The organism is Cupriavidus sp. 05N38 (assembly GCF_056397345.1).
Genome location: NZ_JBFTNF010000010.1, coordinates 117,326 through 141,746, shown reverse-complemented (window position 1 = coordinate 141,746; position 24,421 = coordinate 117,326). Strand labels below are relative to the sequence as shown.

Sequence of the window (24,421 nt, the reverse complement as noted above, 5' to 3'; positions counted from 1 at the left end):
TCTTCAGTCTTGGGGTTCAGTGGGCCGGCGCGCACGCCTGGCGCTGCATCATGTCGCGCCAGGCGATCGTTCCGGAGCAGATCTGGCTCGCCCCGGCGCGGCCGCAGTTGGCGACCAGGTCCAGGCCCGAGACGTAGGGGGTGAAGGCACCGTGGCGCTGCGGGTACGGGTGCATGGCGTAGTCCATGTATTCGACGGTCACCGCATTGCGCTCGAACAGTTCGTGGTCGAGATAGTTGCGCGCGCCGTGGCCGGTGATGTAGCGACCTGCCTCCATCCGCTTGCACACATCCAGCACGCGCTGGCTCTTCTCGCCGGGGATGCCGAGCGCCGACGAGCGGGCGAACGGCTTGCCGCCGGCCACGCCGAAATAGTCCGCGAGCGCCAGCATGGAAGCCTGGGTCAGCTCGGAAAGCGACGTGGTGGGCAAGGCCAGGACTTCGTCCACCAGGGCCAGCATGTCCTGCACGTGCGGCGCATCGCGGTAAGCCTGCCGCAGCAGCTCCCGATGCTGTGCGCGCCAGCCGGTGCCGTCGTCGACCTCCACCGCGTCGATGCGCTGGCCCAGGCGGAGCCCGCGCAACGGCACGGTCATCCAGCGCATGCCCTGCGCCGTCTTGACCTGCACACGGTTGCCGAATCCTCCGCGCGAGAACTGCACGTCGTCGTAGAAGACAAAGGTATCGGCCAGCCGCACCTGCTCGAGCATGCCCACCCACGGGAAGTACATGGGCTGCGATATCACCAGGCGGGTGCCATGGAGGGAATCTGTCATGTCTGGGATCGGGTCCTGCGCCGTCATGCCGCGGCAGGGATATAGCGGATTTCGGGGACCGCGACCGCGAACGTTCCGCCCCATTCGGCGATATAGCCGTGCTGCCGGACCACTTCGTCCGCGATGTTCCAGGGCAGGATCAGGACCACATCCGGACAGTCTTCGCGCAAGTGGTCCGGGTGCATCACCGGTACGTGGCTGCCGGGCAGATGCTTGCCCTGTTTGGACGGCGCGGCATCGCATACGTAGGGCAGCAGGTCTGGCCGGATGCCCGCGTAGTTCAGCAGCGTATTGCCCTTGGCTGCCGCGCCGTAGGCGGCCAGGCGCTTGCCGGCGCGCTTTTGCTCGATCAGGAACACGGTAAGCGCATCCTTGAGCCGGTCGACGCGGTCCTGGAAGCCCTGGTACGTGGCCAGCGCACGCAAGCCGAAGTCCTGCTCCTTGCCCAGCAGCGCGCCAACCGCCGGCTGCTCGGCGCGGCCGTCGTCGGCGTGGCAGGCGTAGACGCGCAGGCTGCCGCCATGGGTGGGGAGTTCGCGTACGTCGATGATGCGCAGCTGCGCGGCGGCGAGGATCTGCCTGACCGTGTGGAGCGAGAGGTAGGAGAAATGCTCGTGATAGACGGTGTCGAACTGGGTCTGCTCGATCAGCCGCAGCAGGTGCGGGAACTCGAGCGTGATGGTGCCGCCGGGCTTGAGCGCCACTTTGAGGCCCCGGGTGAAATCGTTGATGTCCGGAACGTGGGCGAATACATTGTTGGCCGCGATCAGGTCGGCTTGCTTTCCGGCCTCGGCCAGGCGGCGCGCCAGCGCTTCGCCGAAGAACTCGCGCAAGGTGGGCACGCCGATCCGCTCGGCGGCCTGCGCCGTGCCCGCGGTCGGCTCGATGCCCAGGCAGGGAATGCCGGCGGCGACGAAGTTCTTCAGCAGGTAGCCGTCGTTGGACGCCACTTCGATGACATGGCTGTGCGCACCGAGCGCCAGGTCCGCGGTGATCTCGCCGGCATAGCGTGCCGCGTGTTCCAGCCAGGTCTTCGAGGTCGACGAGAAGTAGGCGTAGTCGGCGCGGAACAGCTCGTCCTCGCGGGCATAGTCCTCCGTCTGCACCAGCCAGCAGTGGCTGCAGACGTAGAGCTTGAGCGGGAAATGCACCTCCGGCGCGGCCAGGTCGGCTACCTCCAGGTAGGCATTCGACGGCGGGGCGAAGCCCAGGTCCAGGAAGACATGCTCGAGCGGTGTTGTGCAGTGACGGCAGTTCATGGGTAAATCCCCGGGAATCCGGCATTCAGAAGAGGGTGAGACGCATCGCGCGCGGACACATCGGTGACCGGCAGCGGCCACCTGATGCCCAGCCTCGGATCGTCGTGCCGCACGCCGCCCTCGGCCTGCGGCGTGTAGAGCGCGGTATGCAGATAGAGCAGTTCGCTGTCGGCTTCCAGTGCCTGGAATCCATGCGCGCAGCCTTCCGGAATCGCCACCATGAGCGCGTTCCCGGCACTCAGCTCGAACGCCTGCCACTGCAGGAACGTGGGAGATCCGGCCCGGAGATCGAGCGCGACATCCCAGACCCGCCCCCGCAGGCAGCGCACCAGCTTCATTTCCGCGTGCGCGCCGAGCTGGAAGTGCAGGCCGCGCACCGCGCCTGCCTGGCGCGTGCGGGAATGGTTGATCTGCAGCACCTGGCGCGCGCCGATGACTTCCGCCAGCGCATCCGCGCAGAACATCCGGGCGAAGGCGCCCCGGTGGTCGGCGAACGGCTCGGTCCGCACCAGGCGGACACCCTCGATGTTTGTCGGTTCGGTTTTCATGCGGCGGCCCAGACGAGTCCGGCGCAGGCCGCCTGTTCGACATAGGCGGCAAGCTGCGAACGGGTCGCTGCCGTGCCACGGGCCTGGAACTGGCGGTACCAGGCGGCGGTGGCGCCCAGCGCCTCGTCCAGCTGCCAGACCGGGGTCCAGCCAAGCCGGGCGCGCGCCTTCGACCAATCCAGCGCGAGCAGCCCCGACTCATGGGGCTGCGGCTGGCTTGCCACGCGCCACGCCAGCTCCGGCCAGTGCGCCTTGAGGCGGCCGAGCACGGATTCGACGCAACAGTTACCCTCCGCCGCCGGGCCGAAGTTCCAGGCGGCGGCGCAAGCCGCATCGCCCTCCAGCAAGCGCTGCCCCAGCAGCAGGTAGCCGGACAGGCAATCCAGCACGTGCTGCCAGGGACGGGTGGACCGGGGCGAGCGGATCTCGAGCGGATTGCCCTGCGCCAGCGCACGCACCAGGTCGGGGATCAACCGGTCCGCGGACCAGTCGCCGCCACCGATCACGTTGCCGGCGCGCGCGGTTGCCAGCAGCGTGTCCGTGGCGCCGAGGAAGGACTGGCGATAGCTTGCCGCCAGGAGCTCGGTCGCGGCCTTCGACGCCGCATAGGGATCGTGGCCGCCGAGCGGGTCGTTCTCGCGATAGCCCCACTCCCACTCGCGGTTTGCGTAGACCTTGTCGGTGGTGACGAGGACGACCGCCCGCACGCCCGCGTGGCGGCGGCATGCTTCGAGCACGTTGGCCGTGCCCATCACGTTGGTGGACCAGGTCTCGAGCGGATCGCTGTAGGAGCGCCGCACCAGCGGCTGGGCGGCAAGGTGAAAGACGATCTCCGGACGGCAGGCGGCGAACGCGGAATCCAGCGCCGCCATGTCGCGGATATCGCCGCGGACATCCGCGGCGGAGACTTGCAGCAGGTCCCAGTGGCTATGCCCCGCCTGGGGCGGCAGGGCATAGCAGGTCAGCTCCGCGCCGAGCCCGGTCAGCCACTGCGCCAGCCAGCTGCCCTTGAAGCCGGTGTGGCCCGTCAGCAGAACGCGGCGCCCCTGGTAGAGGTGGCCAAATTGCGCTATTTCCATACTTTCCAGGGCGGATTACCCCGACCCCACAGGTCTTCCAGATAGGTCTTGTCGCGCAGCGTGTCCATCGCCTGCCAGAAGCCCCGGTGCATGTAGGCGGCCAGTGCGCCGTCGGTGGCCATCTGCATCAGCGGCTCGGCCTCCCAGCTCGTGCGGTCGTCCTCGATGCGGTCGATCACCGAAGGGTCGAGCACGAAATAGCCGCCGTTGATCCACGAGCCGTCACCCGCGGGCTTTTCCTGGAAGCTCTCGACCATGTCGCCGTTGAGGTTGAGCGCGCCGTAGCGGCCCGGCGGCTGGATCGCGGTCACCGTCGCCGGCTTGCCGTGGCGGTAGTGGAAGTCGACGAGCGCGCCGATGTCGATATCGGACACGCCATCGCCATAGGTGAAGCAGAAGGGCTCCTTGCCCACATAGTCGCGCACGCGCTTCATGCGCCCGCCGGTCAGCGTGCTTTCGCCGGTATCCACCAGGGTGACGCGCCATGGCTCGACATGGCGCTGGTGCACCTCCATCTGGTTATGCTTCATGTCGAAGGTGACATCCGACATGTGGAGGAAATAGTTGGCGAAGTACTCCTTGATGATGTAGCCCTTGTAGCCCAGGCAGATCACGAAGTCGTTGATCCCGTAGTGGGAGTAGGTCTTCATGATGTGCCACAGGATCGGCTTGCCGCCGATCTCGATCATGGGCTTCGGACGCAGGTGCGACTCCTCCGAGATCCGCGTGCCAAGCCCACCAGCCAGGATCACCGCTTTCATGCCGTGGCGTCCTCGCGCAGGACCTTGACACCGGCGATCTCGGCGATCGACGGCACGGGTTGCCGGTCCAGGTAGGCCAGATCCAGGCCGAACGATTGCTGCAGGAACTGGTCCAGGACGGACTTGTCGCGTCCGCACTCGTCCAGGCGCTGGCTGAGCAGGCGATACAGCGGCAGGGAGAATTTCCTCAGGGCGGCGCTCTCGATCAGCAGGTCGAGTGACCACTCCTTGTTGCCGCTCTCATGCGCCATCTCCGCCAGCGCAAAGGCCACCAGCCAGTGCCGGCTCCATTTGGCCGAGATGTTCTCCAGCAGGCTGTTCAGGTCCAGGTAGTTCCGCTCCTGCAGCAGCGAGACCACCGCCAGGACGATCTCCTCCATCGGGTGCCACTGGCCATCGAAGAAGACCCCCTCCTCCAGGCCCGCGCCGGCCGGCGGCACTTCCCGGTATTGCCCGACCAGCCCGGTCATTTCCGCCTCCAGCCAGCGCGTGAAGGCAGGCGCGTCGAACAGCGGGCTTTGCTCGAACCTCGCCCGCATCGACAGGCGCAGGGCGTTCAGCCCGGCGGGATCGCTCGCCAGGCTGGCGGCAACCTCGACATATTCTTCCTCGGTCCCGCAGCTCAGCCCGTCCAGCCCGATCGCGTGAACGCAGGACGCCGAAATACGCTCGTGGAAGGCCGTGCCGGCCAGCGTGACCACGGGTACGCCCATCCACAAGGCGTCGCAGGTATTCGCGCCGCCCGTCATGGGCGCCGTATCGAGCACGACATCGATCTGGTTGTACAGGCGGTACTGATTCAGGCCCGAGCGCGGCACGCAGATGACGCGCTCGGCGGCGATGCCGGCCGCCTCCATGCGATGCAGCAGCGGATGCCTGACCTCCTCCTTCTCCAGCCCGCTGCACTCCAGCAGCAGCTTGCTGTCCGGGCACCTGGCCAGCACCGCGCTCCACAGGCGAAGCGTGCGTTGGCTGACCTTGGCGAGGTTGATACAGCAGCCAAAGGTGACGAATCCGTTCTTGAGCGCGGGGGTTTCCTGCACTGCCATGTGCTGCTCGTACACCCGCAGCGGCGTCGCCACCAGCGGGTAGTACACGCTGGCGATCACGGGCGCGCGCAGGAGTTGCTCGGTATAGTTGCCCTCGTTGCCTGCGGGATCGCCTATCCAGTCGCTGATGCGGTACTGGACCTGGGCCATGCCCGTGGTGCTCGGATAGCCCATCCAGGTGACCTGGACCGGCGCCAGGCTGTATGCCAGGTAGACCAGCGGGGAATTGGTGGTGTAGCCGCCCAGGTCGAACAGGACATCCATGCCCGCCGCGTCGAGCGTCGACACGATCTCGCTTTCCGACTTGCCCGCCAGGTCGACGAAATGATCCGCATAGAGCCGGATCTTGGTGGTGACGTTGTCCTTGCGCCCGTTCAGGGAGAACACCGACACTTCGAAGCGCTCATGATCCAGGTTGGTCAGGAACGGGATGATGAAGTAGGCGCAAGCATGCGCGTAGAGGTCGTTGGAGATCAGCCCCACGCGGATGCGGCCGGAGGCCGGCGGGCGGCCCTGCCGCTTCCTGCCATGGCGCTTGCGGGCCAGCATGCCTGCGTAGGTCTCCGCCTCGGCGCGCAGGGTCTGCGGCGTGCTCTTCTCGTCGAAGAGCATCGTGAACAGCAGGTTGGGACGGTGCACCGGGGTATCGGGATACAGCTCGGAGATCTTCCCGAGCGCTTCCACGGCTTCCCGTACGTAGCCCATTTCCTTCATGGCGCTGGCATAGGTGGTCAGCGCAAAGATATCCTCCGGCTCCAGTTCCAGCGCCTTGAGCGCGGCGTCGCGGCTGGCGACGTACTGGTGCTGCAGGAAGAGCACCGAGCTGAGCCGGATCCAGCCGATGGCGAGCCGCGGGTCGATTTCGACGCACCGGCGCAGCATGGCGTTGGCCTGGTCATATTCGCCGTCTTCCGCCAGGACACCCCCCTGCAGCGACAGCAGCAACGCCGAGTCAGGGAATTTCTCCAGCCCGGCGCCGACCAGCTCGCGGCCCCGCTGCCAGTTCTGCGCGCCCATATAGGCACTGGCTGCCCAGAAATAGGCGTCCTGGTCAGCCGTGTCCGGGTGCTTCAGGGCCTTGTCCGCATGGCGCTGCGCGTCGCGATAGCGTCCGGCCAAGCAACTGGCGCGGGTCTGGGCAACATGGCTGGCAGCTCTCGAGCCGCCCTTGGAAGCAGTAGGGGAATTGTTCATCGCATCGACTTGAAAATCGCGACCTGCGCACACCTTGGGCACGGCGCATGGCCAGCGGAAACCGGCTAGCAGTAGTCGTCCTGTCCCGACGTTCCCGGCGTCCGTGTCGTGGGTCCCGTCGACTGCGGACCCCACCGGATGGAAACGCCGGCGGCCCTCAGACGGCCATGTTCATCATTTCCTGGTAAGCCGCCGCCAGCCGGTTGCGTACCTGCACCGCGGTCTGGAACGACACATTGGCCTTCTGCATGTCGATCATCACGTCGTTGAGCGCAACGCCGGGCTTGCCCAGTTCGAACGATTCTGCCTGGCCGTAGGCGTGCTCCTGCACGGCGCTCACGCGCGCCAGCGAGCGTTGCAGTTCGCCGGCGAAGCTGCCGGGCGCGGCGGCGGCCGAGGTGGCCGGGCTTTCCGTGCCGGTGGCGCTCTGGGCCAGCCCGCGCAGTTGCTGCAGCATGCCGTCGAGGGGCCTTGGCCGATGATCTGTACCGTGCCGGAGCTGGGGTGCCGCTGCCTTGCCGCGCCCCGCTCCCGGCCCCGACCTTCATCAACTATCGCGGGGAGTACGCGTGTTTTGTCAGCAGCGTGATCTTAGCCATGCCGCAGCCGGGAATGCCCAGGCTGGCCGGGGTGGACAGGGCAGCCAGAGCGGCGCCCGCCATCCGGCCCAGCCGATCCTGGCCGTGACGGGGGCGCGCGCATGAACGCCGTGACAGCCCTGTCGGGCAAATCCGAGCTGTTCGAGCGCATCAAGACCAATCCGCGCCTGCCCCTCATGCTGGGCGGCGCGGCGCTCGCCGCCGCCATCGCGGTGGGCGTGCTGTGGTCGCGGGCGCCGGACTACAAGGTGCTCTACAGCAATCTGTCCGAGCGCGATGGCGGTTCCGTCATCGCCTCCCTGCAGCAAATGAATGTGCCGTACAAGTTCGCCGAAGGCGGCGGTGCGGTCATGGTGCCTGCCGAAAAGGTCCACGAAACCCGCCTACGACTGGCCTCCCAGGGCTTGCCCAAGAGCGGCACCACCGGCATGGAGCTGATGGACACGCAGAAGTTCGGCATCAGCCAGTTTGCCGAGCAGGTCAACTACCAGCGTGGCCTGGAAGGCGAGCTGGCGCGCTCGATCGAATCGATCGCGGCGGTGCAGACGGCGCGCGTGCACCTGGCCATCCCCAAGCCCACGCTGTTCGTGCGCGAACGCCAGAAGCCGACCGCCTCGGTGGTGCTGCAGCTCTACCCGGGCCGCGCCATCGACGACGGCCAGGTTGCCGCCATCAGCTACCTGGTCTCCTCCAGCGTGCCGGAACTGACCCCCAAGTCCATTTCCATCGTCGACCAGCACGGCAACCTGCTGTCCGGCAACGGCACCAACGAGCGCATGCTCGACGCCAGCCAGATCAAGTACGTGCAGGCGCTGGAGCGCAACTACGCGCAGCGCGTGGAAGCCATCCTGGCGCCGATCGTCGGCCAGGACAATGTGAAGGCCCAGGTCACCGCCGACGTGGACTTCTCCATCGTCGAGCACACCGACGAATCGTTCAAGCCCAACCAGGACCCGACCCACGCGGCTATCCGCAGCCAGCAGTCGAGCGAATCGAACCAGCAAGGCGCGGCGCCCGTCGGCGGCGTGCCTGGCGCGCTGTCCAACCAGCCGCCCGCCCCGGCCACCGCGCCCATCGCCACGGCCCAGCCGCCGCGCCCCGGCCAGCCCAACCAGCCTGGCCAGCAGCCCGGCCAGCAAGGCCAGGCCGCGCAAACGGCGCAGTCCGGCGCCACCACGACCGCCCAGTCCGGCCCGAGCAGCAGCCGCCGCGACAGCACCACCAACTACGAGCTCGACCGCACCGTGCGCCATGTGCAGCAGGCGCCGGGCGGCGTCAAGCGCCTGTCGGTGGCGGTGGTGGTCAACTACCGCCAGAAGGCCGGCGCCAACGGCAAGATGGTGACCGAGGCCCTGCCCGCCACGCAGCTGGCGCAGATCGAGAACCTGACCAAGGAAGCCATGGGCTTCTCGGCAGACCGCGGCGACTCGCTCAACGTGGTCAACAGCCCGTTCACGTCCGACACCGAGATCAAGCCCGAACTGCCGCTGTGGAAGCAGCCTGACATGATCGCACTGGCCAAGACCGCCGCCGGCTACCTGATGCTGGCCCTGCTGGCCCTGTTCGTGTGGTTCAAGATCGCACGCCCGGTGCTGCGCAAGTACACCGCGCCGCCGCTGCCGCCGCCGCAAGACAAGAACGAGGAGCAGGCCGTACTGCTGCCGCCCGAAGAGCCGGCCAATCCGGAAGTCCTGCGGCTCGCCGCCAAATACGAAAGCGATCTCGCCCTGGTGCGCGACGCCGCGCAACGCGACCCGCGCCTGGTTGCCAGTGTGATCAAGAACTGGATGTCTAGCGATGACCGATGAAGGATTGCAGAAGAGCGCCATCCTGATGATGTCGCTCGGTGAAGATGCCGCAGCCGAAGTATTCAAGCACCTCGGTCCGCGCGAAGTACAGAGCCTGGGCCAGGCCATGGCCACGCTCAGCTCTGTCACCCGCGAGCAGATGGCCGAAGTGCTGGCCGAGTTCCGCGGGGAGACCGAGCAGTACCTGGCGCTCAACGTCGATTCGAGCGCGTTCATCCGCAGCGTGCTGAACAAGGCGCTGGGCGAGGAGCGCGCGCTGTCCGTGATCGAGGACATCCTCGAGTCGCGCGACCCGGGCAGTGGCATCGACTCGCTGAACTGGATGGATTCCACTTCGGTGGCCGAGCTGATCCGCGACGAACACCCGCAGATCATCGCCACCATCCTGATCCACCTGGACCGCCAGAAGTCGTCCGAGATCATCGGCATGTTCACCGAGCGCCTGCGCAACGACGTGATCCTGCGTATTGCCACCTTCGGCGGCGTACAGCCGGGTGCGCTGCAGGAGCTCACCGACGTGCTGACCAAGCTGCTGGCAGGCCAGAGCCTCAAGCGCAGCCGCATGGGCGGCGTGCGCACGGCGGCCGAGATCATCAACCTGATGAGCACGGCCCACGAAGAAGCGGTGATCGAGGGCGTGCGCCTGCACGACAGCGACCTCGCGCAGAAGATCATCGACGAGATGTTCCTGTTCGAGAACCTGCTCGAAGTGGACGACCGCGGCATCCAGCGCGTGCTCAAGGAAGTGGCCACCGAATCGCTTATCGTCGCGCTCAAGGGCGCGCCGGCGGAACTGCGCGACAAGTTCATCCGCAACATGTCTACCCGCGCCGGCGAAATGCTGCGCGAAGACCTCGATGCGCTGGGCCCGGTACGGGTCTCGCAGGTCGAGGCCGAGCAGAAGAACATCCTCCAGGTGGTGCGCCGCCTGGCCGAAGCCGGAGAAGTTGTAATCGGTGGTGGCGACGATGCCTACGTCTGAACGTGCCCTTGGCCAGTTCCGCGGCTTTGCCGCGGACCCGGCCTACACGAATACCCGCGGCGACCGGCGTGGCGCCGGCGGCGATGGCGGCGACGGCCGCCGTGCGGGCAGCCGTCCTGCCCCGCGGCAGGACGAGTTCGAGAGCTTTGCCCCGCCGGGCGGCCGCGCCCCGCAGAAGAGCGGCTGGCAGCGCTGGCAGATGGTCTCGCTCGATCCGCGCAAGGCCGAGCCCGAACCGGCCGAGTTCATGCCGATGGAACCCGCCCCGCCCCCCATCGACTTCGCCGCGCTGGAAGCCATGCGCGACGGCGCGCGCAAGGAAGGCTACGCCCAGGGCTATACCCAGGGCCAGACCCAGGGCTATGGCGACGGACACCGTGAAGGCTATGCCCGCGGGCTGGAAGGCGCGCGCGCCGAGGCTGGCCGCCTGCAGGAGCTGGCCGCCACCTTCAGCCACGCGCTCGGCCGCGTCGACGAGGAAGTGGCGCAGACCCTGATCTCGCTGGCGCTGGATGTGGCGCGCCGGCTCGTGCAACAGACCGTGGTTGCCGACCCCGGCGTGCTGCTGCCGGCGGTGCGCGAACTGCTCGCCGCCGAGCCGGCCTTGTCCGGCTCGCCCTGCCTGCTGCTCAACGCCGAAGACGTGACGCTGGTGGAAACCCACCTGGCGGGCGAGCTCCAAGCCGCCGGCTGGAGCGTGCGCGCCGACCCCGCGGTGGCCCGTGGCGGCTGCGTGGCGAGCGCCGCCAGCGGCGAGCTCGACGCCACGCTGTCCACGCGCTGGAGCCGCGTGGTCAAGGCGCTCGGCCGCGATGATCCGTGGGAGCCGCCCCATGCCTGACAACGCTGCCAAGCCCGATGCCGCGCCCACCGTGCCGGGCCTGCATGGCCAGCGCTGGCGCGATGCGCTGAACACCGCCTCGGCCGGCATTGCCGAGATCGACAGCAAGCGCAGTTGCGGGCGCCTGACGCGCGCGGCCGGCCTGGTGCTGGAAGCCGTCGGCCTGCGCATGCCGGTGGGCAGCGATTGCCTGATCGAGCTGCCCGGGGGCCAGTCGCCCGGCGGCAAGGCGTCCGGTCCGCGCATGGCCGAGGCGGAAGTGGTCGGCTTCGGCGCCGACCGCCTCTACCTGATGCCGCAATCCGACGTGGTGGGCCTGGTGCCCGGCGCGCGCGTGTATCCGCTCGAACCCACGCCGCGCCCCAGCGGCGACGCCACCCCGCGCGAGCCGGGGTCCAAGCGCCTGCCGGTGGGCGAAGGCCTGCTTGGCCGCGTGCTCGACGCTGCCGGCCGACCGCTGGACGGGCTCGGCCCCATCACCGCCGCCACCGAGGTCACCCTGGGCGGCGCGCAGATCAACCCGCTCGAACGCGCCCCCATCGAGACCGTGCTGGACGTCGGCGTGCGCGCCATCAACGGCATGCTCACGGTGGGCCGCGGCCAGCGCATGGGCCTGTTCGCCGGTTCGGGCGTGGGCAAGAGCGTGCTGCTGGGCATGATGGCGCGCTACACCAGCGCCGAGGTCATCGTGGTCGGCCTGATCGGCGAGCGCGGCCGCGAAGTGAAGGACTTCATCGAGAACATCCTGGGCGAAGACGGCCGCAGGCGCTCGGTGGTGGTGGCGGCCCCGGCCGATACCTCGCCGCTGCTGCGCATGCAGGGCGCCGCCTATGCCACGCGCCTGGCCGAGTATTTCCGTGACCAGGGCCGCCACGTGCTGCTGATCATGGACTCGCTCACGCGCTACGCCATGGCCCAGCGCGAGATCGCCCTGGCCATCGGCGAGCCGCCCGCCACCAAGGGCTATCCGCCCTCGGTGTTCGCCAAGCTGCCCACGCTGGTGGAGCGCACCGGCAACGGCCCCGATGGCGGCGGCTCCATCACCGCCTTCTACACCGTGCTGACCGAAGGCGACGACCAGCAGGATCCCATTGCCGATTCCGCGCGCGCGATTCTCGACGGCCATATCGTGCTGTCGCGCAGCCTGGCGGAATCGGGCCACTATCCGGCCATCGACGTGGAAGCGTCGATCAGCCGGGCCATGACCGCGCTGATCGAGCCGTCGCAGTTCGGCTCGGTGCGGCGCTTCAAGCAGTTGATGTCGCGCTACCAGCGCAATCGCGACCTGATCAGCGTGGGTGCCTATGTGCCGGGCAACGACCCGGAACTGGACCTGGCCATCCACCTGCATCCGCAGATGGAAGCCTTCCTCCAGCAGGACATCCACGAGCGCGCCGGCTATGACGCCTCGATCGGCCAGTTGCATAGTCTCTTCGAACGGAGTCAACATGGCTAAGCCATCTGCATTGAATACCTTGGCCGACCTGGCCCAGAACGATACGGATGCCGCCGCGCGCGAGCTGGGCCGGCTGCAGGGCCTGCGCAACCAGGCCGAGCAGCAGCTGGCCGCGCTCACCCAGTACCGGCAGGAATACCGCGAGCGCATGCAGGCCATCGCGCAGGACGGCATGACCTCCACGCGCTGGCAGGACTTCGCGCAGTTCCTGGCATCCCTCGACACCGCCATCCGCCAGCAGACCGAATCGCTGGCGCGCGCGGAGGCCCAGCTGCTGGCCGGGCGCGCCAACTGGCAGCAGCAAAAGCGTCGCCAGAACTCCTTCGACACCCTGATCACCCGCGCCCAGACGCGCGAGCAGCAAGCCATCTCGCGCCGCGAGCAGCGCGACACCGACGAATACGCCGCGCGCGCCGCCCGCCTGCAAGTCGCGGGCCGCCACCGCTAAGCCGCCAGAACGCACCGACCATGATCGATATCAGCCAGATTGTCAGCAACGCCGCCAGCAGCGCGGCCGCCTCGCGCAGCAGCAGCGGCACGGACGCCTCGTCGCAGGGATTCGGCGACGCGCTGGCGCGCGCCCGCGACGACAGCCGCAACAACAGCGCCAGCAATGCCGGCAAGGCCGACAACGGCAGCAAGGCCGGCAGCAACGGCAACGCGCCGGCGCAAGACAGCGCAACGCAGAACAACGCGGCCGCCGGCAACGGTACGCAAGGCACGCAAGGAAACAGCGTTGCCGCCAAGCCGGCACGCCCRCAAGGCAAGGATGGCGACAAGGACAGCGACAAGGATGCCGACAAGGACAGCGAACAGGGCGACGCACTTGCCGTGAACCCGGCAGCGCAGGCCGCCGCCGCCGCGCTGGCGGCGCTGCTGCCGGCGCAACCGGCCCAGCCCGCGCTGCAGCCGGCAAGCGGCAGCGCCTTGTCCGGCGCGGCCGCCGCCGCCCTCGGCAGCCAGTCCGGCATGCCGGACCTGAAGGATCCGGCGCTCGCAGCCRCCGCGTCCGCCACCGGCGCGACCGGCCCGGCGGCGCCGGCCGCCTCGACCGCGGCCGATACGCTCGCCACCATCGCCTCGCAGCGCGCCGCGCTGCAGGCCGTGCCGCAGAACGCGGCCGGCGCCCAGGTCACCGACAAGCCGGCCACCACCACCGCGGCCGACGCCGGCAAGACCGGCCCCGACCTGGCAAACAGCCTCAAGGTAGCCATGTCCGGCCAGCAAGGCAGCAACGGTGGCCAGTCCACCGGCCAGCAGGGCACCGGCGGCGAGCCTTACAAGGCGCTGGTGCAAGCTGGCGACGCCAAGGATGCCAGGGCGCTGCCGCCCACCAGCCCTTCCGCCACCGCGACCGCAACCACTGCCACCACCACCGGTGCAGCCCAGTTCGCCGCGGCCATGCGCGCCGCCGAGCCGTCCGGCACCGACGCGGCCCCGTCCGGCAACGCTGCCACGGCGGCGATGGCCGCCAGCACCATGGCCGCCGGTCCGGCGCCAACCAGCAGCGGCCTTTCGCCAGCCACCTCGCTGCCGGTCGCCCCGCCGGTGGGCGACGGCCAGTGGCCGCAGGCGCTCAGCCAGCAGATGGTGCGCCTGTCGACACAAGGCAACCACACCGCCGAGCTGCAGCTCAATCCGCCCGATCTCGGCCCGCTGAAGGTCGTGCTCAACGTGGTCAACGACCAGGCACAGGCGCAGTTCGTCTCCCCGCACGCCGCCGTGCGCGCGGCGGTGGAAGCGGCCCTGCCGCACCTGCGTACCGCCATGGCCGACAGCGGCATCCAGCTTGGCCAGGCGTCGGTCGGCGCCGACAGCTTTGCCGGCCAGCCCGGCAATGGCCAGCCGCAGCAACAGCGCCAGTCGGGCGGCCAGCAAGCCAGCTTTGGCGCGCTGGCGGGCAACACGGCCGCCCCGGCCGGCGCAGGCAGCACCGTGGCTGCCCCCGCGCGTACGCTCGCCCGCGGCGAAGTCGATACGTTCGCCTGACCCCGGGCGCGCACGGCTGGCAAACGCGCTGCCGCGCTTGCCAGCCGGTGGCAACGCCGGCAACGTCGGCGACGGCCGGCTGCAATCGCGCATACCATGTCGTTTGAGAACAGGCTCGCCGCACAGGCGTCCATCGCCTGCTTCCCGCAACGTCATGACCTTCGACCTTTTCGACTCCCTCCCGCAGGAAGACCCGCCCCACGCCGAGCCGCTCGCGCCCGGCGCGACGATCCTGCGCGGCTTTGCCCGCGCGCATGAGCAGACCCTGCTTGGCGCCGTGCGGGACATCGCCGCGCAGGCGCCGTGGCGCCACCTGATCACCCCGGGCGGCCTGCGCATGTCGGTGGCCATGACCAATTGCGGTCAGCTCGGCTGGGTATCCGACGTCACCGGCTACCGCTATGAGCCGGCGGATCCGCTCAGCGGCAAGCCGTGGCCGCCCATGCCCGAAGCCCTCCTCTCGCTCGCACGCGCGGCGGCCGACGATGCGGGCTATGCCGATTTCAGGCCGGATGCCTGCCTGCTCAACCGCTATGCCCCCGGCACGCGGCTTTCACTGCACCAGGACCGCGACGAACTCGACCTGCGCGCGCCGATCGTCTCGGTTTCGCTCGGCCTGCCGGCGATCTTCCTGTTCGGCGGCGCGCTGCGCACCCAGCGTCCGCAGCGCGTGCGCCTGGCCCATGGCGACGTGGTGGTATGGGGCGGACCGTCGCGGCTGGCATTCCACGGCATCGCACCGCTGGCCGACGGCGATCACGCGCTGACCGGACACGAGCGCATCAACCTGACCTTCCGCAAGACGCGCTAGGCTGCGCCGCCGCATCGGCCGCGCCATGCGGGCCACTCAGCCGCGATCCACCCAGTTGACCTTCGGAAACTTGCGCGCGAACGATTCCGGCATCGGCATCACTTCCTTGCGCTCGTAGCTGAAGAAGACAAAGCCGGACTTGGCCATGGCGACCAGGGCACCGTCCTGCGGCCGCGTGATGCGGAAGGTGATATCGCCGCCGTAGCGGTTGAAGTCCATCACGCCCACTTCGAACAGCAGCTGGTCGCGCGCATGGGCTTCGTTGCGGTAAGTGGTGGCGAGGTCGGTGACGATGATGCCGACCTGGTCGGCCTCGGCGTCGTCGCCGGTGCGCAGGTCGAACAGAAAGCGCGCCCTTGCCTCGGAGATCATCGAGATCATCGAATCGTTGCCGAGGTGGTTGGCCGAGTTGATGTCGGTCACGCGCACCGTGAGGTGGGTGGAGTAGTAGTACTGGTCTTCGGGGAAGTCGAGCTTGAGACGGGCCATGATGCGATGGGAGCGGTAAGGCGGAAGACGGAAGGCGGAAGACGGAAGGCGGAAGACGGAAGACGGAAGACGGCAAGGCGTGAAGCAAAAAGAAAGGCCCCGCAAGGGGCCTTTCCGAAAGTACTGCGCGTGCAGCGCGGCGCGACTTACATCGACACCGTGTCCGCCACTTCCTTGAAGTCTTCGATCTGGTCGAAGTTCATGTACTTGTAGATCTTGTCGCCATTGGCGTTCAGCACGCCCATGTCGGCCATGTACTCTTCCTTGGTCGGGATGCGGCCCAGGCGCGAGCAGATGGCGGCCAGTTCGGCGGAGCCGAGGTACACGTTGGTGTTCTTGCCCAGGCGGTTGGGGAAGTTACGCGTGCTGGTCGACATCACCGTGGCGCCTTCGCGCACTTGTGCCTGGTTGCCCATGCACAGCGAGCAGCCCGGCATTTCGGTGCGGGCACCGGCGGTGCCGAACACGCCGTAGTGGCCTTCCTCGGTCAGTTGCTTGGCGTCCATCTTGGTCGGCGGGGCAACCCACAGCTTGACCGGGATGTCGCGCTTGCCTTCGAGCAGCTTGGAAGCCGCGCGGAAGTGGCCGATGTTGGTCATGCACGAACCGATGAAGACTTCGTCGATCTTGGCGCCGGCCACGTCGGACAGGGTCTTGACGTCGTCCGGGTCGTTCGGGCAGGCCAGGATGGGTTCGTGGATGTCCGCCAGGTCGATCTCGATGACCGAAGCGTATTCGGCATCGGCGTCCGGCTGCAGCAGCTGCGGGTCGGCCAGCCAGGCTTCCATGGCCTTGATGCGGCGCTGCAGGCTGCGTGCGTCGGCGTAGCCTTCGGCGATCATCCACTTCAGCAGCGTGATGTTGCTGTTGATGTATTCGATGATCGGTTCCTTGTTCAGGTGCACCGTGCAACCGGCGGCCGAACGCTCTGCCGAGGCATCGGACAGTTCGAACGCTTGCTCGACCTTCAGGTCGGGCAGGCCTTCGATTTCCAGGATGCGGCCCGAGAAGATGTTCTTCTTGCCTTGCTTGGCCACGGTCAGCTCGCCCGACTTGATGGCGTACAGCGGGATGGCGTTGACCAGGTCGCGCAGGGTCACGCCAGGCTGCATCTTGCCCTTGAAGCGCACCAGCACGGATTCAGGCATGTCCAGCGGCATCACGCCGGTGGCGGCGGCGAAGGCCACCAGGCCCGAGCCGGCGGGGAAGCTGATGCCGATCGGGAAGCGGGTGTGCGAGTCGCCGCCGGTGCCCACGGTATCGGGCAGCAGCATGCGGTTCAGCCACGAGTGGATGACGCCGTCGCCGGGGCGCAGCGAGATGCCGCCGCGGGTGCTGATGAACTTCGGCAGCGTGTGGTGGGTCTTGACGTCGACCGGCTTCGGATACGCGGCGGTGTGGCAGAACGACTGCATCACCAGGTCGGCCGAGAAGCCCAGGCAGGCCAGGTCCTTCAGCTCGTCGCGGGTCATCGGGCCGGTGGTGTCCTGCGAGCCCACCGAGGTCATCTTCGGTTCGCAGTAGGTACCCGGGCGCACGCCCTCGCCTTCGGGCAGGCCGCAGGCGCGGCCGACCATCTTCTGGGCCAGCGTGAAACCGCGGCCCGTATCGGCCGGGTTCTGCGGCAGGCGGAACAGCGTGGACGGGGCCAGGCCGAGCGCTTCGCGGGCCTTGGCGGTCAGGCCGCGGCCGACGATCAGGGGAATGCGGCCGCCGGCGCGCACTTCGTCGAACAGCACGTCGGACTTGACCTGGAATTCAGCGATGACCTGGCCGTTCTTCAGGGCGCGGCCTTCATAGGGGCGCAGCTCGACCACATCGCCCATTTCCATCTGCGACACGTCCAGCTCGATCGGCAGCGCGCCGGCGTCTTCCATGGTGTTGTAGAAGATCGGGGCGATCTTGCTGCCCAGGCACACGCCACCGAAGCGCTTGTTTGGCACGAAGGGGATGTCTTCGCCGGTGAACCACAGCACCGAATTGGTGGCCGACTTGCGCGAGGAACCGGTGCCGACCACGTCGCCGACGTAGGCGACCAGGTTGCCCTTGTCCTTCAGCGATTCGATGAACTTGACCGGGCCGCGCTTGCCGTCTTCTTCCGGGGTGATGCCCGGGCGCGCGTTCTTCAGCATGGCCAGCGCGTGCAGCGGGATGTCCGGGCGGGTGGTGGCGTCCGGGGCCGGCGAGAGATCGTCGGTATTGGTTTCGCCGGTGACCTTGAACACGGTCACGGTCAGGCTTTGCGGGACTTCGGGACGGCTGGTGAACCATTCGGCGTCGGCCCAGCTTTGCAGCACGGACTTGGCGTTGGCGTTGCCCTTGTCGGCYTTTTCCTTGACGTCGTGGAAGGCGTCGAACATCAGCAGCGTCTTCTTGAGCGCTGCGGCGGCAACGGTGCCGATCTCGGCGTCGTCCAGCAGTTCGATCAGCGGGGAGATGTTGTAGCCGCCGAGCATGGTGCCCAGCAGCTCGGCTGCCTTGGCACGGGAGATCAGCGGGCAGGCTTCCGTGCCCAGCGCCACGGCGGCCAGGTACGAGGCCTTGACCTTGGCGGCATCGTCCACGCCGGCCGGCACGCGGTTGGTGATCAGCTCGACCAGCACCTGCTCTTCGCCGGCGGGCGGGTTCTTCAGCAGTTCGATCAGCTCCGCAGTTTGCTTCGCGGTCAGCGGCAGAGGGGGAATGCCAAGCGCGGCGCGTTCGGCAACATGGGCGCGATAGTTATCAAGCATGGGTTCCTGCGGGGTAATAGGGTTGTAAAGACCAGTTGTGCCGCGATTGTAAGGTGAAGTGCCTCTGCGGTCAAATGTCTTATATCTTATATAAGAGTGAATTTTGCGAATCCCATATAAAACAATGGGATAGCTTTACCCCGCATCGCAAAATCACAACATAAATCCTTGACCAATTTGCTCGGGCAATGCCCGCCCGCCAAGCCGGGCCACGGCATGCGCTGGCCCGGCCGAGGCCGCTCAGCCGTAGTACGCGTCGCCCAGCAGCATGTCCTCGAAGAAGGCGCCGAAGCGGCGCTGCGGATCGCGCAGGTGGATTTCGAGGATCCAGCGCATGGCCGAGGGGCAGCTCTCCAGGTCGGCCAGCGAACCGGTGTAGATCGTGGCGTGCGGGAAATCCGAGACCCGGTGCCCCGGCAGGTCGAAGTTCAGCTCCCAGCCCATCTTGCGCGCGGCCCGCTCGGCGTAGTCGTAGAGCGCGTGGCCGGTCAGATGCTGCTTGGACCAGACCGCGCGCACGTCGTGGAACAGCGCCTCGGCGTCGTGCGCGCAGCGGGCATATTCGGCATGGTGGCCCACGGTGAAGCTGGCGCCGCCGTCGCCTTCCCAGGCATCCACGCGCGGCGCGATATCGATGAAGAAGATGTCGTTCTCCTGCAGCACCACGCCGGGCGCAGAGGCCAGCTTCATCGGCTTGGTGGTGTTGCTGCCGAAGCGCACGCGGGTGGGATGCCAGCTCAGCGCCAGGCCGGCGTCGAGCAGCACCGAGCGGGCCATCGCCACCGCGTCTTCCTCGACCATGCCGGGCGCCACGCGGGCCGCGATATCGCGGATGGCCTGGCGCGTCTTGTCGCGGGCCAGCAGCATGCCGTTAACGGAAAAGGCGGGGCCGACTCGTTCGGCGGCGGTGGCATCGGTCATTGTCATGGGGTCTCTCCGGATGGGGTCGGGGTCGGTTTCGGATTGATGGCGCCTGCCTGGTGCCGCGCCGACACGAAGCAGTATGGAGAGCCGCCGGCCCGGATTGAACCGCGCCGCGCGGCGCCGTGGCGCCAATCGGCGGTGCTTTCGTGCCAGCGCCCGCCCGGCGGGGCAAAAGCGTCGCCCGAGGCGGCGGCGCTCGGATAACATGGCGCCATCTCCCGTGGATACTTACCCCATCCTGCCGCCTTCGACCCGCCCCATGCACCGATCCGTCGCCATCCTCGTTTTTCCTGGCGCGCAAGCGCTGGACGTGAGCGGCCCGCTCGACGTGTTTGCCGAGGCAAACCGCTTCCTGCTGCCCGAAGACCACTACCAGCTCGAAATCATCGGCACCGAGCCCGGCCCCCTTGCCTGCTCCAACGGCATGCTGCTGCAGCCGCACCGGACCTTCACGGACGCAGCGGGTGCCGCGGATGCCAGTGGTGCCGGTGGTCCCGCGTGGGACCTGCTGCTCGCGGCGGGCGGCCCGGTGCTCCCGACCAAGGCGTTCCCGGCGGCGCTGTACACCTGGCTGCGCCAGGCCAGCCAGCGCGCGAGGCGCTTCGGCTCGATCTGCAACGGCGCCTTCCTGCTGGCCGGCGCGGGCCTGCTCGACGGGCGCACCGTGACCACCCACTGGAACGACGTGGCCGCCCTGGCCGCGCGCTGCCCTGGCGCCCAGGTGGAAGCGGACCGTATCTACGCGCAGGATGGCAACCTCTACACCTCGGCCGGCGTCACCGCGGGCATCGACCTGTCGCTCTTCCTGCTGGCCCAGGACCATGGCGAGGAGGTCGCGCTCAATGTGGCCAAGCGGCTGGTGGTGTTCGTGCGGCGCGCCGGCGGCCAGTCCCAGTTCAGCCCCTACCTCACCCCGTTCGTGGAGCCGACGTCGCCTGTGGCACAGGTTCAGCAGTATGTGTTGGCTCACCTCACCGAGGATCTCACCCTCGAAAAGCTGGCGGCGGTGGCCAGGATGAGCAGCCGCAACTTCTCCCGCATATTTGCACGCGACGCAAAAATCACGCCAGCCGAGTTCGTGGAAAGTGCGCGCCTGGATGCCGCGCGCGTGATGCTGGAGCGCGGCACGGTACCGCTGAAGGCCGTATGTTACGAATGCGGGTTTCGCGATCCGCATCATATGCGCGCGGTGTTCCGTCGCCGGCTGGGGGTCTCGCCGCAACAATACCGGCACAGTTTCAGCCGCCCCGGGGAAGCACAAGAACCAATGGAATCAAGCAGTTAGCCTTTGTGCACGCGGGCGCCGCACGGACCCGCGCCAGGTGCGCCTCACGGCAGTCTTCCCATGGACGCGTGCGCGGGCCGCCACGCGCCCCATGCCGCTGCCCGCCCGGCAGCCCGGGGCGCGGGTTTTCCTCAAACTCCGGCTCAAGTTCCGTGCACGCCATTCGTTAACCCCCAGTAAGACCATCCGCATCGCTCGGATGACGCACCCGTTCGGCTCAAATGGCCAAGCTGAGCGGGTTTCACCCTTTTTTTCGGCCCTTTGCTTGCCCTGCCTTCGCCCAAGAATGGCAAGGCATTCCGATACAGGCATCTCATGGCGAATACGCTCACTTCTTCCCAGGCTGACGGCAACAAGAGCAAGCGCGGGCGACTGCTGCTGGTTCTCGGCGTCGTGATCGTCGCGGCGCTGGGTGCCGGGGGCTTCTTCCTGGGCAACATCCTGAGCAACCGCCAGCCGCCGGCACCCGCCGCGCCGGTGGTGCCGCCGCCGATCTTCGTGCCGCTCGAGCCGTTTACCGTCAACCTGAAGAGCGAGGACGGCGACCGCTTCCTGCATACCGGCTTGTCGCTGAAGGTGGCGGACGCGAAGGACCAGGCGCGTATCACCGAGTACCTGCCGGAAGTCCGCAGCCGCATCCTGCTGCTGCTGTCGGCCAAGCAGCCGCCCGAGCTGGCGACGGTGGAGGGCAAGCGCCTCCTGGCGCAGGAAATCCTGCGCGTCATCAACCAGCCGTTCGCGCCCAGCCTGCCGGCACAGCAGGTCGTGGACGTCCTATTCACATCCTTCGTGGTGCAGTAAGCGCTAGCCCTGCCCCACCAGCAAATCCGACATGAATCCGTCCCTGCCTGCCTTGCCCGTACTTCAGCATGCGCGCCTACGCCAGCGCGCCGGCTGATCGGCACATGGTCGCTTTCATTCATCACGGCATTCACGGGGCAGGACACTAGATGGCCTACGACAAGTTCCTCTCGCAGGACGAGGTAGACGAATTACTGAAAGGCGTGTCGGGCGAGACCGACGTGCCCGAAGTCGCCGCGCCGGTCGCCGAGGACGGCGTGCGCCCGTACAACCTGGCCACGCAGGAACGCATCGTGCGGGGCCGGCTGCACACGCTCGAGATCATCAACGAGCGTTTCGCCCGCCAGTTGCGCACTGCGCTGTTCAACTTCATCCGCCGCGGCGCCGACATCTCGGTCGGCTCGATCCGCATCGAGAAGTACGGCGACTTCGTGCGCAACCTGCCGGTGCCGACCAACCTGAACCTGGTGCACATGAAGCCGCTGCGCGGCACGGCACTGTTCGTGATCGACCCCAACCTGGTGTTCCTGGTGGTCGACAACCTGTTCGGCGGCGACGGCCGCTTCCACACCCGCGTGGAAGGGCGCGATTTCACCCAGACCGAGCAGCGCATCATCCGGCGCCTGCTGGACCTTGCGCTCAACAGCTACAGCAACGCCTGGAATGCCGTGCACCCGATCGAGCTGGAATACGTCCGCTCGGAGATGCACACCAAGTTCGCCAACATCGCCATGCTCAACGAGGTGGTGGTGACCACGGCCTTCCATATCGAACTGGGCGCCGTCGGCGGCCAGCTTCATGTCTGCTTCCCGTACTCGATGATCGAGCCGGTGCGCGACCTGCTGATGAACCCGCTGCAGGACGAGGTCGAAGTGGACAAGCGCTGGGTCTCCCAGCTGTCGCAGCAGATCCGCTCGGCCGAGGTCGACCTGGTGGCGGAATTCGCCCACCTGGAGAGCACCGTGGCCGAAGTGCTGTCGCTGCGCGCCGGCGATGTACTTCCCATCGAGCTGCCCGAGCAGGTCTTCGGCAAGGTCGATGGCGTGCCCGTGATGCAGTGCGGCTTCGGCACCATGAACGGCCAGTACGCGCTGCGGGTAGAACGCATGATCAATCACCAAGAAAGCGATTCCAAGGATACCGACCATGACTGACGGCAAAGAGGACAAGCCGGCCGACCCGATGGACGACTGGGCCAGTGCCCTGGCGGAGCAGACCAGCGCCGAGGATATCGCCGCCGCTGCCGCGCCGGCCCCGGCGGTCGCAGCCGCCACCGCCACCCCGGCCGCATCCAAGGTCTTCCAGCCGCTGGAGAAGGATACGCCGAGCGGTTTTCACAATGATATCGAGATGATCCTCGATATCCCGGTGCAGCTCACGGTGGAACTTGGCCGCACCAAGGTGCCCATCAAGACCCTGCTGCAGCTCGCGCAGGGCTCGGTGGTGGAACTCGACGGCCTGGCCGGCGAGCCGATGGACGTGCTGGTCAACGGCTACCTGATCGCCCAGGGCGAAGTGGTGGTGGTGAACGACAAATTCGGCATCCGCCTGACCGACATCATCACGCCGTCCGAACGTATCCGGAAGCTCAACAGATGAACCCCAGCCTGCGCCGGATGGCCACCGCCGGGCTCGTCGCCGGCCTGGCGCTGGCGCAAGCCGCGCCGGCAGCGGCGCAAGCCAGCGTGGCCGCCGGCAGTCCTCTCGCCGGCACGCTCGCCAAGGTTGCCGGTAATGCCACCGGTGCCACCGGTGCCATCGGTGCCACCAGCACCGCCCCCGGCCACGTCGGCCCCGGCGGGGCGGCAAGCCTGGCCCAGGCCGGCCTCGGCCTGTTCGCCATCGTCGCCCTGATCCTCCTGCTGGCCTGGCTGGCGCGCCGCGCCGGGCTGGTCCGCCATGGCCAGGCCGGCGCGATGAAGGTCGTCGGCAGCACCATGCTCGGCCCGCGCCAGCGCCTGGTGATGGTGGAGGTGGGCGATACCTGCCTGGTGCTCGGCGTCAGCGCCGGCGAGATCCGTACGCTCCATACCTTGCCAGCGCAAGCCGCGCACAAGCCGGACCAGAATCCGGGCGGCGGCATGCAGCCTCCGGCAAACCCGGTCAATCCGGCGGGCACCGGCAGCTTCGGACAGAAGCTGCTGCGCGCCATGCAACACAACCTGAAGTCATGAATTTCCTGCCCGGCGCCTCGCGCGCCCTCCAGCGCCACCTGCAGCGCCAGCTTCTTGCCTTGCGCGCCTGCGCCGGCCAGCCGTCGCGGCTCGCCTTCGCGGCCGTGCTGGCCTGCGCCTGCCTGGCGCTGGTGCTGCTGCCCGCCATCGCGCAAGCCCAGGCCCTGCCCGGGCTGACCAGCAAGGCCGGCCCCGGCGGCAGCCAGACCTGGTCGCTGTCGGTGCAGACGCTGGTGCTGCTGACCTCGCTGTCATTCCTGCCGGCGGCCATGCTGATGATGACGGGCTTCACCCGCATCGTGATCGTGCTGGGCCTGCTGCGCAACGCGCTGGGCACGGCCAGCTCGCCGCCCAACCAGGTGCTGGTGGGGCTGTCGCTGTTCCTGACCTTCTTTGTCATGTCGCCGGTGTTCGACCGCATCTACACCGACGCCTACAAGCCGCTGTCCGAGAACAAGATCAGCCTGGAGGCCGCCGCCGAGAAGGCCTCCGCGCCGCTCAAGACCTTCATGCTCAAGCAGACCCGCGAGAAGGACCTGGCGCTGTTCGCGCAGATGGCCAAGGCCCCCGAGATGCAGGGCCCGGAAGACGTGCAGATGCGCATCCTGGTGCCGGCCTTCGTCACCAGCGAGCTCAAGACCGCATTCCAGATCGGCTTTACCGTCTTTATCCCCTTCCTGATCATCGACCTKGTGGTCGCCAGCGTGCTGATGGCGMTGGGCATGATGATGGTGCCGCCGGCCACCATCTCGCTGCCSTTYAAGCTGATGCTGTTCGTGCTGGTGGACGGCTGGCAACTGCTGCTGGGCTCGCTGGCGCAGAGCTTCCTGAACTGACCAAGGGCCGCGCATCCCCCGCGCATCCC

Annotated in this window: 23 protein-coding genes; 13 read left to right on the top strand and 10 right to left on the bottom strand. The window is 67.8% G+C overall.

The features are described from left to right. Positions 1-16 precede the first annotated feature (16 nt). From AC1DK4_RS09885 to fliE, 7 genes are all read right to left on the bottom strand, one after another. Complete coding sequence (locus AC1DK4_RS09885; protein WP_441613946.1) at positions 17-775, bottom strand: WbqC family protein; 759 nt, start codon at positions 773-775, stop codon at positions 17-19. Between the two features lie 23 nt (positions 776-798). Further along, on the bottom strand, positions 799-2,034 hold the full coding sequence (locus AC1DK4_RS09880) for a methyltransferase domain-containing protein (RefSeq protein ID WP_441613945.1): 1,236 nt from the start codon (positions 2,032-2,034) through the stop codon (positions 799-801). Continuing rightward, positions 2,031-2,582, bottom strand: coding sequence for a dTDP-4-dehydrorhamnose 3,5-epimerase family protein (locus AC1DK4_RS09875; protein WP_441613944.1), 552 nt, complete (start codon positions 2,580-2,582; stop codon positions 2,031-2,033). The genes AC1DK4_RS09880 and AC1DK4_RS09875 overlap by 4 nt, the downstream gene beginning before the upstream one ends. Further along, positions 2,579-3,661, bottom strand: coding sequence for a CDP-glucose 4,6-dehydratase (gene rfbG, locus AC1DK4_RS09870; protein ID WP_441613943.1), 1,083 nt, complete (start codon positions 3,659-3,661; stop codon positions 2,579-2,581). The genes AC1DK4_RS09875 and rfbG overlap by 4 nt, the downstream gene beginning before the upstream one ends. Beyond that, positions 3,652-4,422, bottom strand: a complete 771-nt coding sequence (rfbF, locus tag AC1DK4_RS09865; protein WP_441613942.1) for a glucose-1-phosphate cytidylyltransferase — start codon at positions 4,420-4,422, stop codon at positions 3,652-3,654. Before rfbF ends, rfbG begins: the two co-directional genes overlap by 10 nt. Further along, complete coding sequence (locus AC1DK4_RS09860; RefSeq protein WP_441613941.1) at positions 4,419-6,665, bottom strand: O-linked N-acetylglucosamine transferase, SPINDLY family protein; 2,247 nt, start codon at positions 6,663-6,665, stop codon at positions 4,419-4,421. The genes rfbF and AC1DK4_RS09860 overlap by 4 nt, the downstream gene beginning before the upstream one ends. A 157-nt stretch (positions 6,666-6,822) precedes the next feature. Next, positions 6,823-7,122, bottom strand: a complete 300-nt coding sequence (fliE, locus tag AC1DK4_RS09855; protein ID WP_477131501.1) for a flagellar hook-basal body complex protein FliE — start codon at positions 7,120-7,122, stop codon at positions 6,823-6,825. A 243-nt stretch (positions 7,123-7,365) separates the two neighbouring features. Between fliE and fliF the strand changes: the two genes are divergently transcribed. The 7 genes from fliF to alkB all read left to right on the top strand — a co-directional run bounded on the left by fliF (position 7,366) and on the right by alkB (position 15,151). Further along, on the top strand, positions 7,366-9,072 hold the full coding sequence (fliF, locus tag AC1DK4_RS09850; RefSeq protein ID WP_441613939.1) for a flagellar basal-body MS-ring/collar protein FliF: 1,707 nt from the start codon (positions 7,366-7,368) through the stop codon (positions 9,070-9,072). Beyond that, positions 9,062-10,054: a flagellar motor switch protein FliG gene (gene fliG, locus AC1DK4_RS09845; protein ID WP_441613938.1), complete on the top strand. Its 993-nt coding sequence runs from the start codon at positions 9,062-9,064 to the stop codon at positions 10,052-10,054. Before fliF ends, fliG begins: the two co-directional genes overlap by 11 nt. Continuing rightward, positions 10,041-10,895 (top strand): flagellar assembly protein FliH, encoded by an 855-nt coding sequence (fliH, locus tag AC1DK4_RS09840; protein ID WP_441613937.1) that lies wholly within the window; start codon positions 10,041-10,043, stop codon positions 10,893-10,895. Before fliG ends, fliH begins: the two co-directional genes overlap by 14 nt. Then, on the top strand, positions 10,888-12,351 hold the full coding sequence (gene fliI, locus AC1DK4_RS09835) for a flagellar protein export ATPase FliI (protein WP_441643206.1): 1,464 nt from the start codon (positions 10,888-10,890) through the stop codon (positions 12,349-12,351). The genes fliH and fliI overlap by 8 nt, the downstream gene beginning before the upstream one ends. Beyond that, positions 12,344-12,799: a flagellar export protein FliJ gene (fliJ, locus tag AC1DK4_RS09830; protein WP_441613935.1), complete on the top strand. Its 456-nt coding sequence runs from the start codon at positions 12,344-12,346 to the stop codon at positions 12,797-12,799. Before fliI ends, fliJ begins: the two co-directional genes overlap by 8 nt. A gap of 20 nt (positions 12,800-12,819) precedes the next feature. Further along, positions 12,820-14,340 (top strand): flagellar hook-length control protein FliK, encoded by a 1,521-nt coding sequence (locus AC1DK4_RS09825; protein ID WP_477131500.1) that lies wholly within the window; start codon positions 12,820-12,822, stop codon positions 14,338-14,340. Positions 14,341-14,494: 154 nt separating this feature from the next. Then, on the top strand, positions 14,495-15,151 hold the full coding sequence (alkB, locus tag AC1DK4_RS09820; RefSeq protein ID WP_441649807.1) for a DNA oxidative demethylase AlkB: 657 nt from the start codon (positions 14,495-14,497) through the stop codon (positions 15,149-15,151). Between the two features lie 36 nt (positions 15,152-15,187). Here the strand turns inward: alkB and AC1DK4_RS09815 are convergent, their stop codons facing one another. The 3 genes from AC1DK4_RS09815 to AC1DK4_RS09805 form a co-directional block, all read right to left on the bottom strand. Continuing rightward, entirely contained in the window at positions 15,188-15,640 is a 453-nt protein-coding gene (locus tag AC1DK4_RS09815; protein ID WP_441649806.1) for a thioesterase family protein, read from the bottom strand. A 146-nt stretch (positions 15,641-15,786) separates the two neighbouring features. Beyond that, positions 15,787-18,372 carry a bifunctional aconitate hydratase 2/2-methylisocitrate dehydratase gene (gene acnB / locus AC1DK4_RS09810; protein ID WP_441613931.1) on the bottom strand — a complete coding sequence of 862 codons (2,586 nt, stop codon included), beginning with the start codon at positions 18,370-18,372 and terminating at the stop codon, positions 15,787-15,789. A gap of 240 nt (positions 18,373-18,612) precedes the next feature. Further along, positions 18,613-19,299: a M24 family metallopeptidase gene (locus AC1DK4_RS09805; RefSeq protein WP_441649805.1), complete on the bottom strand. Its 687-nt coding sequence runs from the start codon at positions 19,297-19,299 to the stop codon at positions 18,613-18,615. A 256-nt stretch (positions 19,300-19,555) separates the two neighbouring features. Between AC1DK4_RS09805 and AC1DK4_RS09800 the strand changes: the two genes are divergently transcribed. The 6 genes from AC1DK4_RS09800 to fliP all read left to right on the top strand — a co-directional run bounded on the left by AC1DK4_RS09800 (position 19,556) and on the right by fliP (position 24,392). Further along, positions 19,556-20,581, top strand: coding sequence for a GlxA family transcriptional regulator (locus AC1DK4_RS09800; protein ID WP_441649804.1), 1,026 nt, complete (start codon positions 19,556-19,558; stop codon positions 20,579-20,581). A gap of 315 nt (positions 20,582-20,896) precedes the next feature. After that, positions 20,897-21,382: a flagellar basal body-associated protein FliL gene (gene fliL / locus AC1DK4_RS09795; protein ID WP_441643205.1), complete on the top strand. Its 486-nt coding sequence runs from the start codon at positions 20,897-20,899 to the stop codon at positions 21,380-21,382. Between the two features lie 149 nt (positions 21,383-21,531). Continuing rightward, positions 21,532-22,536: a flagellar motor switch protein FliM gene (gene fliM, locus AC1DK4_RS09790; RefSeq protein WP_441613927.1), complete on the top strand. Its 1,005-nt coding sequence runs from the start codon at positions 21,532-21,534 to the stop codon at positions 22,534-22,536. Next, on the top strand, positions 22,529-22,981 hold the full coding sequence (gene fliN, locus AC1DK4_RS09785) for a flagellar motor switch protein FliN (RefSeq protein ID WP_441613926.1): 453 nt from the start codon (positions 22,529-22,531) through the stop codon (positions 22,979-22,981). Before fliM ends, fliN begins: the two co-directional genes overlap by 8 nt. Next, the gene (fliO, locus tag AC1DK4_RS09780) at positions 22,978-23,556 is read left to right on the top strand and encodes a flagellar biosynthetic protein FliO (protein ID WP_441649803.1); all 579 of its coding nucleotides are present in this window, start codon (positions 22,978-22,980) and stop codon (positions 23,554-23,556) included. Before fliN ends, fliO begins: the two co-directional genes overlap by 4 nt. Continuing rightward, complete coding sequence (gene fliP, locus AC1DK4_RS09775) at positions 23,553-24,392, top strand: flagellar type III secretion system pore protein FliP (RefSeq protein ID WP_477131499.1); 840 nt, start codon at positions 23,553-23,555, stop codon at positions 24,390-24,392. Before fliO ends, fliP begins: the two co-directional genes overlap by 4 nt. The last annotated feature ends 29 nt before the right edge of the window (positions 24,393-24,421 follow it).